The sequence below is a fragment of the Peribacillus sp. SIMBA_075 genome (assembly GCF_046534585.1).
Genome location: NZ_JAWRYN010000036.1, coordinates 20,499 through 33,809, shown reverse-complemented (window position 1 = coordinate 33,809; position 13,311 = coordinate 20,499). Strand labels below are relative to the sequence as shown.

The 13,311-nt window shown below is 39.6% G+C and carries 10 protein-coding genes; 3 read left to right on the top strand and 7 right to left on the bottom strand.

Going from position 1 to position 13,311, the window contains the following annotated elements; genetic code table 11:
* The 4 genes from essB to SB775_RS20680 form a co-directional block, all read right to left on the bottom strand.
* Entirely contained in the window at positions 1–1,317 is a 1,317-nt protein-coding gene (essB, locus tag SB775_RS20695; protein ID WP_410863095.1) for a type VII secretion protein EssB, read from the bottom strand.
* Between the two features lie 71 nt (positions 1,318–1,388).
* A complete protein-coding gene (gene yukD / locus SB775_RS20690; RefSeq protein ID WP_061465940.1) occupies positions 1,389–1,628 on the bottom strand; it encodes an ESX secretion system protein YukD in 240 nt (79 codons plus the stop codon).
* A gap of 97 nt (positions 1,629–1,725) precedes the next feature.
* Positions 1,726–2,016 (bottom strand): WXG100 family type VII secretion target, encoded by a 291-nt coding sequence (locus tag SB775_RS20685; protein ID WP_089364189.1) that lies wholly within the window; start codon positions 2,014–2,016, stop codon positions 1,726–1,728.
* A gap of 436 nt (positions 2,017–2,452) precedes the next feature.
* Positions 2,453–3,367, bottom strand: coding sequence for a nucleoside hydrolase (locus tag SB775_RS20680; RefSeq protein WP_410863093.1), 915 nt, complete (start codon positions 3,365–3,367; stop codon positions 2,453–2,455).
* Between the two features lie 362 nt (positions 3,368–3,729).
* Between SB775_RS20680 and SB775_RS20675 the strand changes: the two genes are divergently transcribed.
* Entirely contained in the window at positions 3,730–3,912 is a 183-nt protein-coding gene (locus SB775_RS20675; RefSeq protein ID WP_410863091.1) for a hypothetical protein, read from the top strand.
* A gap of 57 nt (positions 3,913–3,969) precedes the next feature.
* Here the strand turns inward: SB775_RS20675 and SB775_RS20670 are convergent, their stop codons facing one another.
* The 3 genes from SB775_RS20670 to SB775_RS20660 all read right to left on the bottom strand — a co-directional run bounded on the left by SB775_RS20670 (position 3,970) and on the right by SB775_RS20660 (position 10,302).
* On the bottom strand, positions 3,970–5,697 hold the full coding sequence (locus SB775_RS20670) for a glycine betaine ABC transporter substrate-binding protein (RefSeq protein ID WP_410863089.1): 1,728 nt from the start codon (positions 5,695–5,697) through the stop codon (positions 3,970–3,972).
* Positions 5,698–5,701: 4 nt separating this feature from the next.
* Entirely contained in the window at positions 5,702–6,907 is a 1,206-nt protein-coding gene (locus SB775_RS20665) for a quaternary amine ABC transporter ATP-binding protein (RefSeq protein ID WP_089364186.1), read from the bottom strand.
* Positions 6,908–8,268: 1,361 nt separating this feature from the next.
* The gene (locus SB775_RS20660) at positions 8,269–10,302 is read right to left on the bottom strand and encodes a sigma-54 interaction domain-containing protein (protein WP_410863088.1); all 2,034 of its coding nucleotides are present in this window, start codon (positions 10,300–10,302) and stop codon (positions 8,269–8,271) included.
* Positions 10,303–10,577: 275 nt separating this feature from the next.
* Between SB775_RS20660 and SB775_RS20655 the strand changes: the two genes are divergently transcribed.
* A complete protein-coding gene (locus SB775_RS20655; protein ID WP_410863086.1) occupies positions 10,578–11,999 on the top strand; it encodes a YfcC family protein in 1,422 nt (473 codons plus the stop codon).
* Between the two features lie 28 nt (positions 12,000–12,027).
* Positions 12,028–13,200, top strand: coding sequence for a beta-aspartyl-peptidase (gene iadA / locus SB775_RS20650; protein ID WP_410863084.1), 1,173 nt, complete (start codon positions 12,028–12,030; stop codon positions 13,198–13,200).
* The last annotated feature ends 111 nt before the right edge of the window (positions 13,201–13,311 follow it).

The window sequence follows — 13,311 nt, the reverse complement described above, 5'->3', positions numbered from 1 at the left end:
TCACTCTTTGCTTTTCTCTTTTTCTTCAATTGATTTTTTCGAGGAATCCTTACCTTCTTCTTTTACAGCAGGCTTTGCTTCCGCTTCACCTTTATCTTCCGCATTGGAATTTTTTGCAGGCTGGTTTTGTTCTTGCTGTTCCCCGTTCTCCTCCATTTGCTTATCCAATTCCTCTTTTTCCTTTCTATATTGGGACAACTCAGTATCGACTTCTTTAATTTGCGTTTCCTTCTCTTCCCCGGAAAGTTTATCGTCTAACTTAATCTGTTCTTTCTGATTTACCAAACCATACATAATCAATTCGCGATCCTCCATGATTCTCGCCAAATCGATCGCGTTCTCGTTCATGCCCCTGCCTATATATATCCAATATAGGAGATACTGGCTATCGGTTTGCAAAGTGATTGCATTTTCCACATTTTTCTTAGCGACTCCCTCCAATGGTTCGTAAGTGACATAGGATTTCGCCAGTTCATATTGAACGACATACGGCATATTTTTTGGGTCGTAGTTTTCCAAACGGTCAATGACTTCACTATAATTTTGTTTTAAGAAGCTTTCACCGCTTTCTACATATGCATCCTGCCTAGGTTGGGAGAAGAATAGTGTGTAAATCGTAAAGAACATCAGTGGCACTAGAACGATCATCGTACCCAAAAGTGTATAGCGGCCCATTCTCCATTTTTTCTCAGGGATATGCACAAATGCCTTTTCTTCCTTCTCTAAAGCATCTATCCGTTTTTGAACGACCGTGTATAGTTCATCCCAAGTCCCCGCTGCTAATATACTTTTTGATTCGTTCGATAGTTTTAATGTTTTATAATAAAGCAGATACTCTTCGAAGGTATACTGACCATCCACGAATGCCGAAATCGTTGCCTTCGTTTCTTGAAATAGCTCATCATGATTATGCTCATATGGAGGCAAACTGTCTTTTACACCATAATGTAGGAAATATGGTGTCAAGCTTGGATCAAAAATGATATTTTCTGGACAGACGACTAGTTGCAGCCGAGTCAATTCATGATTTCTGATTTTCTTCACGATTTGATAAGACGATACCCATCGACCTAACAGGTTTCTATCTTTAGCTTTGGAAAAAACAAAAAAAGAGGCTGGTGGATTTACTCTGATCTGCACCTCGTCCTCTGTCACTTCTATATGTTTCTGGAGAGCATCATCCGCTTCATGAATAAGCTGTAATTCCAGTGGGTCTTGCATCGATAGTTTTGCCCGTTGGAAAACGAACAGATACCCATTATCATCCTTCACCATTGCAGCTTCTGTTTTTTTCTCCAGATATGGTTTCTCATCCATTCTATGTACTCCTTTACCCCTGCTAAAAGGGCTTTAGACTTTATTCCTATAACGAGCCCACACTTAATCCATTAGAGGATCTCAAGGCGGTCCCCCGACGTAATTCCGCTATCAAGCAGGGTATCATAACCTGAACATACAAACTCTTTATTCTTGACCCGCACCCAATATCCATCTTTAGGTGCAGTGGCAATATCCTTTACCTGCCATACAATTTCAACAACCTTCTTGATGGAGCGGTAATTCGAGACTTGCAAGTCAAATACTTCCCCTGTATACCTGTTTAAATCGATCGTAAGTTGAATATATATGGAAACCACCTCTTTTAAAAGCAAAAAAGCACCACGATCTTCATTAAGAGTCGCAGCGCTTTTTCCTAGAAAATTCTTTATCTCTTTGACCTAATGATTATCCGCGAATTTGACTGGCAATCTGATTATCTGTATCTTCAAGGATTTGAGCTGATTTATTCAATTGTTGAGAAACCTCATTCAACAAGCGTGCCATATCCATGAATGAAGGCTTCAATTCTTCATATTGCCCGATGAAAGCCTCACTCGAAGAACCTTCCCAAATACCTGTTAAATGATCTCTCATTTTATCTAAACGACCAATGATATCCGTTACCTGTTGGCTCTCATTATCATATTGCCTAGCTACATCTTTCAGTTCCGAAGGTGTTACGCGAATTTGTGACATAGAAAAACTCCTCCTTTTATCATATATAGTACATTTTAATAGAACCATACATTTTCTGCCATATAAATAAAAATAAAGTCGAAAAATGGTAAATTATGATTATGGAAAAAACCTAAATATGGGATTATGAAAGTCTATGTACCTGTTTTTCCGAATCATTAAACATTTCTTTGAATGAATTTTAATTTTTATACCTTTTTATGGTAAAAAAAGAGTTCCTTATGCCCATTTTTTTGGACCATTACTAAAATGTAGGGTTTCCATCAAATCTCTATGAAATTAATCAAACGATTGATTAATATTTGAAAAACCAATCGAAAGGATATCCAAATATACGAAGATCCTTTTTCCAAAGCAAAATAAACTACTTTTAATACATGGATTTCAGTTGTGCCGACTTAGTTAATGGAGATCCTTATAGAACATGATCAAGTCCTTATATAACCCGTTCCAAAAAGTGTTTCACGAACCGATCCGCTTCCACTTTCGTACAGACGCGGATTCCAGGACCACTAACTTGTTGGCCTATTGTCCTGCCCATTTCTTCGCCTTCGGTTACAACCTTGACGTTCATCATTTCTGTACTTACAAAACTTGAATCAATCGCAACCCCGACTGCAAGTGGATCATGAAGTGCACAGCCGCCCAAACCTGGATGGGAGATTTCATAAGCTTTCATATAATAATCGGTCATTTCCGCTAAAAATCGGGCGCTCTCCTTACCAGTTGCCCGCCATTCATCAAGCTTCGATTTCAAAAGATATGTTTGCAGTGTCACATCAAGTCCCACTAGAGTGATTGGCAGCCCGGATGAAAATACATGATCAGCCGCTTCAGGATCGGATACTATGTTCGCTTCAGCATAAGGCGTTACATTTCCTTGTACGTTTACAGCACCGCCCATAATAATCACCTCTTTTACTAAGGACATGATTTTAGGGGCTTTTTTAATCGCCATTGCGATGTTAGTCAGTGGTCCCACTGCAATAACCGTAATTTCATGCGGTCGGCTTTTCACTTGATCGATAATGTAATCTGATGCATTCCCTTTTGATGCTTTAATAGTTGGTTCAAACTGAAGGGTATTTCCTAACCCGTCTTCCCCATGGATATGCTTGGGATATTTCTTCTTCTTTCCCCGTACCAATGTTTGACCGGCTCCTTCAAAAACCGGAATGCGCCTATTTAATTTTTCCAAAACGGCCAGTGTATTACGGGTCGATTCAACAACGGGTACGTTACCAAAGCAAGTGGTAAACCCCAGCACTTCCAATTCTGGTGAATTTAATGCATATGCCATCGCCATGGCATCATCAATCCCAGTATCAACATCAAATATGATTGGTTTCAATATTTCCACACCTTCCAGAATTACATTTTTGTGCCACTAAATATTACTGTCCTTTCTCAATAAAGAAATAAATAGCTTTCTACACGTTTCATATCTTTCCTTATGTCAGGGATCACTATTTTCCAACTGAATTTTAACATTCAATTATAGGCAGTTCCACAGAAATTTAAGAATTTTCCAAACAATGAAAAAGCATGCCGGTGTTAAAATAGTTGACCGCTTATAAATATCAATGATATAAAAAGGGAAATGAAGAAGTGGGGCCCTTATTCCTTTTTAACTTGTTCAATGCTATTACCCAAACTAGAGAGTGTTCTCTAAAGGTAGTTATATTACATGCGGTTGACGAAGGTGGATAAAGGATGAAAATGTTTAGGTTAATCGAAGATGATCCTTCTACGTATAAAAAGGGGACAAAATTTTTTTTAATATCACATTCAGAATTCATAGGTGTGAAAAGTTATGTATTACTAGCTGAAGATTTGAAAGGAAAGATCGAAGTAACGGAAGAAGAATTGAAGAGTAAATTCGCTTCCATACATTGATATTTCGTTTAACTGAAAAAACGAGGGAATTTCATTTCTGAAATCCCCTCGTTTTTCTTATTTTAAATCTTCAATTGAATCAATATCGACGTAATCCGGTACAACCAGTCCATTCTTTGTTCCTTTTAAGTTTGGTCCAAGGTCAACCATATCATCTTTATACTTATTATAGTATTCAAGATGTGTACCAGGAAGCCATGCAGCCACCATTGCGTCCGCACTTCCGTTTGCAACGCCGGCAAACATTGGTCCCACTTCAACTTGACTTAATGTTACGTCATAACCATTCTGTTCCAGAACCTTGCCAATTACATTTGTACTGGCAATTTCAGTGTCCCATGCAACATAAACCAGTTTGATTTTTTCACCATTTCCTGATTTAGCACCTTTAGTCCACTTGGACACTTTGTCCGGATTTTCGCTTATCCATTTTTCTGCCGCTTCTGAAGGAGACATCCCTTCAGTGACTTTGACCATTACATCTTCCATATCTTCAGTTTTCCAGAAGAATTGATCAATAATTTTATAAGCGCCGGGCGCATCCTGTTCTAGGCCTTTTCTGGCAATCGAATTAATATTTTCTGACCCGCCAAAGGATTTTTTCGGATCTTTGAGATATTTCAAGTCATATTTCGAGAACATCCAATGCGGTGACCATCCAGTAACGATGATCGGTTCTTTTTTATCAATTGCTTTTTTCAATTCAGCAACCATTGCCGCCGAAGATCCTTCAACCAACTTCCAATCATCCAACTTATAATCACCTATAGCCGTTTTAGTCAACTTCATCAATCCTGCTCCAGGTTCAATTCCGATGATTTCATAATTGGTTTTGGCAGCAAAACTGTTTTTATCCCCGTTCACAGCTTTTTCTTTTGTAAAAGTACCGAACAGTGCAGTCCCTACAACAAGTAAAGCTAATATTGTAAAAATGATTTTCCTGCTAACGATATGCTCGTAAGCTGGCTTACGAAGGTTTTGCGTGATACGATCTAGAATGATTGCAATGATTACGATGGATAATCCTGCTTCAAATCCTTGTCCTACATTAATTTGGCTGACAGCCCGGTAGACATCTGCCCCAAGCCCGGGTGCTCCAACCAATGAAGCTGTAACAACCATGGATAATGCAAGCATGATGCTTTGGTTAACTCCTGCCATAATCGTTGGAGTAGCCAATGGTATTTGTACCTTGAATAACTTTTGGCTGCTTGTTGAACCAAAAGCATCCGATGCCTCAATTAAATCATTAGGCACTTCCTGAATCCCAAGATTGGTCATACGGATTGTCGGTGCGATTGCGAAAATGAATGACGCAATGATCCCCGGCACTACCCCTATTCCAAAGAATAATATTGAAGGAATCAAATAAACGAACGCAGGCATCGTTTGCATGAAATCCAAAATTGGGGTTACGATCTTACGCACCGTTTTATTTTGGGCACACCATATTCCGATCGGTATCCCGATCAGTATCGTTAGGAATCCTGACAATATAACGATAGCAAGTGTTTGGATGCTTGATTCCCAATAACCAAGATTATCAATCAAAAGTAAGCTAATGAAAGTAAATATTCCCAATGGCCATCTGCTTGTATAGGTAACCAGAAGGGTTAGGACTATAATTAACACGATGGAAGGTCCAGCACTCATTACATCGACCAGGATATTCAGTAGACCCTCAATCACATTCGTAATAAGTGTAAATAATCCAGCAAATACAATAGTTATCCAATCCACTAAAGAATCGACCCAAGCCCCTAGTGGTATTTTTGTCATATTCATTGAATTATTCACTCTCCATTTCATTCAAGGAATCTTTATTTCCTGCTAAAGCACCAATCACGGCACCGCGAAGCAGAATTCCTTTTATTCTTTTCTGTTCATCAATCACTGAGATTGGCAAGCTTGAAGTTGCCATCACATCCATGAGGTTACCAAGTAATTCATCCTCTTTTACAGTTGGGATATCGGTTGACATCACTTCAGAAATCGATTGGTTATTGCTCATAGCCTGACGAGCCTGTTCTGCAGTCACTGCCCCCAATAATTTCTGCTTTCTATCCACAACAAAAATGCTGGAATACCCTTGTTTACGCATGATTTCCAATGCAACCCTCGGACCTCTGTCAACTGCGATCTTCTCTGGGCGTATCATTACATGAGAAGCTGTCAGTACTTTTGATAGATCAACATCTTCAACAAACTTCTCGACAAATTCATTAGCTGGATTCATCATGATTTGTTCAGGAGTTCCCAATTGAATCACACTTCCATCTTTCATAAGAGCAATTCTATCCCCTATTCTTAATGCTTCATCAAGATCATGGGTAATGAAAATGATCGTTTTTTTGTACTGATCTTGAATTTCAATCAACTCATCCTGCATATCCTTACGTATTAATGGATCAAGAGCACTGAAGGCTTCATCCATCAATAATATGTCCGTATCACTAGCAAGTGCCCGAGCTAACCCAACCCTTTGCTGCATACCACCGCTAAGCTGTGACGGCAGCTGATTTTCGTAGCCTTTCAATCCAACGGCCTCTAGAGCCTTCATCGCTTTTTCATGACGTTTTGTTGGATCCACTTTTTGAATTTCGAGCCCAAATTCAGCGTTTTCCAATATCGTTTTATGCGGAAATAAAGCAAAGTTCTGAAAAACCATGCTTATTTTCTTTTGCCTGACTTCCCTTAGGCGTGCCGCGTTCATCTTTACGATATCTTCTCCCCCAATTAAGATTTCTCCCAATGTAGGATCGATCAAACGATTGAACATGCGGATTAAAGTGGATTTCCCACTTCCGGATAGACCCATGATGACAAAAATTTCGCCAGGATAAATCTCGAAATTCACATTATTAACTCCGACCGTTTGTCCCGTTTCTTTCAAGATTTCTTTTTTTGTTTTGCCTTGCCTCAATAAATCTGTTGCTGCTTTTGGAGATTTGCCAAAAATTTTCGAAACATTTCTGACTTCTACATACGGCTTCATCAAGTCACCTCATTCTAATAGTTGCCCATATGATTCAGTTTTGCTGAATTTCCCCGTTTTATGCGAGTGATGATTATTAATACACAAGTACCTTGAAATAATCGAAATTTTAAAAACGATTCTACCCATACACTTTTTTCTTCTGTTCTATACCATATTGAGGTAAAAAAAGCGGAATTGACACATATGTGAGTGGCACCTTCTTGCACAGGACCTAATGAACAAAGAAATTACTATTTTTATTGTTCCCAAGAAGGCATTCTTTACTTGGATTTTATATGTGTGATTAATTGAGCATTTCAAGTAGGAAAAGGAGGTGCAATCACAATTGAGGAAACAAGCAGGCACAGCATATACCAACTTTAATATAAACGATTTCCACTTAGAGTTTTCTGTCCAGTCGTTGGACTAAAGATTACCCTCTTAAGTACTTCATTTTCCTTAACCAGGTGGAATGATACTTGCAGTATGACACCATACGCATTGAAAATGATTATGGGATTCCCAATGTGTCTAATTTGAGCATTTCAAGTAGGGAAAAGAGGTGCAATACAACTGAGGAAACTAACAGGCACAGCATATATCAACTGAAATATATTGGTTTTTATTTTAGAGTTTTTTGGTCAGTTCCATCACACGGAATAAACCGTTCTCCCTAAAGTACTTTATTACCTTAACAAACAATGAATATAAATTCAAATGATGTGCGGCGGATTTGTTGAGTATTTATGCTAAGAGTGTGCATCATATGAAAGTGACACCATTCTTCTATAAACATTGATATATCAACGGTTAAAGCAAAAAAATCGGACATCGAAAACAAATTTTCGGACACACGATTTATCATTTTTTTCAAATGTGAAATTAACTCACAATTGAATACTCTTCACGGATAAAACCAATACAAAAAATATAGCTACTTTAGTTAGTGGATTGCCTTCTTTCAATTAATCCATTCATAGCTTCATCGGCTGTACAAGTTTTCCATTGCTGCAAAGGATATTAAATAATAAAAAATACAGACCGTGCATTTATAACTACACCCAGCGTGAACAATCGCTACACTTCTATTGCCTTGCTGTTCATTATCAAGATTTTATATTCAATCGTTTTTTTGTTATTTTAAAATACTTTTTATGACGTTGTCGGGCAGATAACAACCATATACCCCAAAATCAATATCCCGAACATCACTAGATTTCTTGTTAAACAAAATCCTCATCTTCACTTATCAATTCATAATTTCTATATACTGTATAGATTCTTTCTATAATTTTTTTCACATGCAGATATGTAAAAAAACCAATTAATTTACCAATCGGTTTTTTTGTTGAGAATTTAATAACTTATTTCAGCTACCCTCAGCGATTTGACTTTAGAAAATATAAATACTCTATTCCAGCCGCAGTTATCTTTGTGCCGGCCCGTCCTCTGCCTTTGATAACAAATCCTTCGCCCGATAAAATATCCAAGCGGCGGCGGATCTGCTGCGTGGACAAGACAATGTCCGAATCTATGCTTTGACTTGATATAAGCTCTCTGCTCGCCGCTTTTCCTTTATCGTTACATTGCTTGATTACTTCCAAAATAAAAGTGCGCTCTTGCATTTCCAGCATACTTTCACACGCGGAGTATTTCGAAATCACACTTTCTTCCGTTTGTCCGTGCATGAACGGAAGGTCCCTTTTCATCACTACATTTCCCTCACAGACCGTCAGCATATAATCAATAGTACTTTTCAGCTCTCTTATATTGCCGGGCCATTCATATTGCATGAAATATTCCAGTACGTCTTGCTCTACCTTTACCCACTTCCCACTCTTTGTGATGAGATGCTTAATCAAAAGTGGAATATCCGCCCTTCTCTCATTGAGTCGCGGAATGCAGAGATTAAGTACATTCAGCCGGTAAAATAAGTCAGTTCTGAACGAACCGTCCCGCATCTTTCCTTGAAGATCCTTATTCGTTGCTGTAATCACCCGTACATTAATGGGTATGATTCTTCTGCCGCCAATCCTACGAATTTCCCCCTCCTGCAGGACTCGCAGCAGATGTGATTGAACTGTGAGACTTATGTCGCCAATTTCATCCAAGAAGATAGTCCCGTTATCCGCCAATTCAAACAATCCCTTCCTGCCTCCCCTTTGCGCTCCTGTAAATGTCCCTTCTTCATAGCCAAACAATTCACTTTCAAGCAAAGTTTCTGTTAATGCGCTGCAGTTCACAGCAAGAAACGGCCCGTTTTTTCGCATTGAATGCTCATGAATAGCATGCGCAAACAGTTCCTTTCCCGTTCCTGTCTCACCCTGAATCAAAATTGGATGCCCCGACAAGGCAAGCTTCTTGGCGATCTGCTTACGTTCTTTCATTACTTCATGCTCGCCGATAATATCATGAAAGCTGTATTTCGTATAAAACCCCTTATTTCGCATTTCCCTTTGTGCCGTCTTTTCAATTTCAACAGCTTGATGTACACTCTTGAAGGTTGCGACAATTGTATTTTCTTTCTCCATTTGTAATCGAAAAATGACGACATCCACGCCATCTATATCGAAGAACTTGCTTTCATCCTTACCGTTAATGATGAAATCGGTAATATCCCGGCTATGCATTACTTCCTTCATATACTTTTCAACTACATCTTGTGGATCAACATGAAACAATGCCGCAAGCCTATTATTAAAAACTGTAATCCGCCCTTCTTCGTTAACGACCAATATTCCATCATCGACAGTTCCCAGCACATTTTGGATGTGCTCGCTCATCCGCTTGGCATCCCGCTCTGCATATAACAGCCTACGTTGTAATTCAATGATATTCCTAATGTACCTTTCTGAAATCCTCGAGGATATATCCTTGTTCAAACCGCAGCGTTCTACAACTTCTAAAATTGTTGTCATGTCAAAAAGTCGCACACCTATATCGATTACTTCTTTTATGTATGAGGGACAAAGATTTGTTTCTCCTGGTGTAACTGCAATATGAACATCCTCATAAAACAAACTCCCCTTCCGAAAAGGGATGAATTGAACATGATCGACACCAAGCTGATATAAGGATTCAATAAGACTTATTGTTGCCTCATCAACATCATTCACCACCAGAACTGTTGAGCCTTCAGGTATTCTTAATAGTTTATCAATGTATTCATGATGAACCGTTCTCTTTCCCACAATTATTTTCTCAGCATTTATGCTATATATGTCGTTTGTTTTATCGTAAGCAGCATCTGATGAATACAAGATTATTGTATCTTCCAGAGACTCCGGTAATCCCTCATCGGCAGCATGGCTTTTAACATGAACATAGTCTCCAAGCAATTGTTCCAGCTGTTCCTGCAAGGCTTGCTTTGTTTTTGCACTTCCCGCTATAAGCGTAAGTGAGGATTTTGACATAAAAGCACCTACCTGTCTTTAAATTGGTTCTATTATATCACCAAAAAGAACCAATAATGACCTTAAACTCTAATCTAATTCTAAAGTTTTCATAATAATCAATCTAGAAATATTGGCACAGATTTTGCATATATAAAGCATTGATGTGCCTATGGATTTGAAAAGGAGGGAAACAGCAGAATACGAGTAAAACAGATGATAGTCTATGGGGCCGGCATGTTTTTGTAAGCGTTTTAGTTCCATGCTTTTATTTTAAATACAAAGGAGAGACACTTATGAGCCAAATTGAAGAGAAGGTTGTTTCGCTTGGAACATCAGGGAAAAAAGAGAGAAAAATTAATGTTTTTGTACTGCTGCTCTGCATTCTCGCAATAGCAACGCTATTCACTCACATTTTGCCGGCCGGGGAATATGCACGAATTGAAGCGGATGGACGGACAACTGTAGACGCCAATTCTTTTAAATGGATAGAATCTGCACCAGTCGGATTGTTCGATATGATAAAAGCTATTCACACAGGAATGGTAGAAGCCGGAAATATTATCTTTTTTTTATTGATTATCGGAGGGTTTTTCGGTGTTTTAAGAGCAACAGGTACGGTTGATGTACTTATCGGGACAATGGCTCGGAAGTTGGCGAAGCGTGAAAAGCTATTGATTCCTGTCGTGATGCTGTTTTTCGCAGTAGGCGGCTCCTTAATGGGGATGGCAGAAGAAACACTGGCATATCTTCCTCTTATCATTCCCCTGGCGTTGGCTCTGGGATTCGATACAATTACAGGAACCGCCATTGTTATAGTAGGGGTAATGTCAGGGTTTACGACAGCCGTCATGAATCCATTCACAGTAGGACTTGCCCAAGGAATCGCAGAATTGCCGATGTTCTCAGGAATGGGATTCCGCCTTATTTTATTTGTTATTGTCTATCTGGTTTCCGTTCTTTATATCTATCGTTACGCAATGAAGGTAAAGAAAAATCCTTCTATAGGAATCTACGGGAAATATACAAAAGAAGAAGCGAAAAACCTGCTGCAATCAGGTGCGAAATTAACAGCGAGACACAAGTTCATCTTAATAGCCTTTTTAATTAACTATATCGTCTTGGCGTTTGGAGTCATCAAGTTCCAATGGTACATGACAGAAATTGCTGCCTTATTCATTGTTTTGACAATCGTAATTGGAATCATCGGAAAACTTTCTGCAGATCACATTGTCAACTCCTTTACTAATGGATCTGCAGCCTTGCTCGGCGGCGCTTTGATAATCGGCGTATCACGCGCCATTCTTGTTGTATTGAATGAGGGCCATATCGTCGACCCTATGCTGCATCAAGTAGCTGAATCTATCCAGCATATCCCCGCCTTTTTAAGCGTTGCTGGCATGTACAGCTTCCAAACTCTTATCCATTTTATTCTAGCGTCCGGCACCGGTCATGCGATGCTGACAATGCCAATTATGGTGCCGCTCGCAGACTTATTGGATATTACACGCCAAACTGCAGTGTTGTCTTTCTCTTTCGCGGACGGAATCGGGAATATGATTTTCCCGACCGCTACCACCTTAATGGCGGGCTTAGCAATCGCAGGCATTTCTTGGACAAAGTGGGCGAAGTGGATTTTGCCGCTGGTGCTCATTCAATATCTTATCGGATTAATAGCTGTTATCATAGCCCACTTCATCGGGTATGGTCCATTCTGATAGCAGTATTTACAGGAGGAGAAACGAATTGCTTACTTTAATTAAAAATGGCGAGATATACTCACCCAATTACTTAGGACGGAAAGACATATTGATTACAAACGATAAAATCGCATTTATAGATGTCAGAATCGAGATTCCTGACAACTTTGCCCCTATTCAAATCATTGATGCGGCTAATCTTTTCGTTGTTCCGGGTTTTATAGATTCACATGTTCATATTATTGGTGGAGGCGGCGAGGGAGGATTCAAAACCCGCACCCCCGAGCTGATGCTCACTGATATTACAACTTCAGGTATTACAACGCTGGTCGGCTTACTTGGTACGGACGGAACTACGCGTAGAATGGAAAGTCTTCTTGCCAAGGCGCGGGCGCTTGAAGAAGAGGGTATTTCCTGCTTCATTCATACTGGCTCCTATCAAGTACCAGTAAAAACATTGACGGGAAAAATCGAGGACGATATTATTTTAATCGATAAAATTATCGGTGTTGGAGAGATTGCAATATCCGACCATAGATCATCAGAACCCACATTTGAGGAATTGACTAAAGTCGCCTCAGCGGCACGCAATGGCGGTATCCTGTCAGGAAAAGCTGGGATATTAGAAGTTCATGTAGGGGACGGAGATGGAAAGCTTTCCTTGCTGCATGAAATTGTAGATAAAACCAACATTCCGATTAGGCAGCTCCATCCGACACATATCAATCGAAATGGGGAATTATTCAGGGCGGGAATTGATTACGCGAAGAGAGGCGGATACGTAGACTTTACCACAAGTACCATTCCTTTGTTTTTGGAAGAAGGCGAAGTGAAGTGCAGCAAAGGCTTGCGCCTGATGCTTGAAGAAGGGGTTCCAGTCGGGCACATAACCTTCTCTTCAGACGGACAAGCAAGCCTTCCCTTCTTTAACAGCCATGGGGAGTATGCAGGCCTACAAGTTGGAAAAGTATCCTCGCTATATCACGAAGTCCGTGATTCCGTTTTAAAAGAAGGCATCCCGCTGGAAACGGCACTGAAGGTCATCACCACCAATCCCGCACAAGTACTAAAGCTTTCGAGCAAGGGCAGCATCCAAACCGGGAAGGATGCTGATATTGTTTTGTTGCAAAAGGATACATTGACAATTGATACTGTAATTGCAAGAGGACAAGTGATGGTAGAAAGGATGGTTCCGCTTATAAAAGGAACGTTTGAATGAGGGAGTGACTTTAATGCCAGGGAAAAGTCACCACTGTCACGGCGGAAGTTATCAACAAAGTGGATTTTTCAGGTAATCGGTAATGACATACAACTTGAGTTGTATGTCATG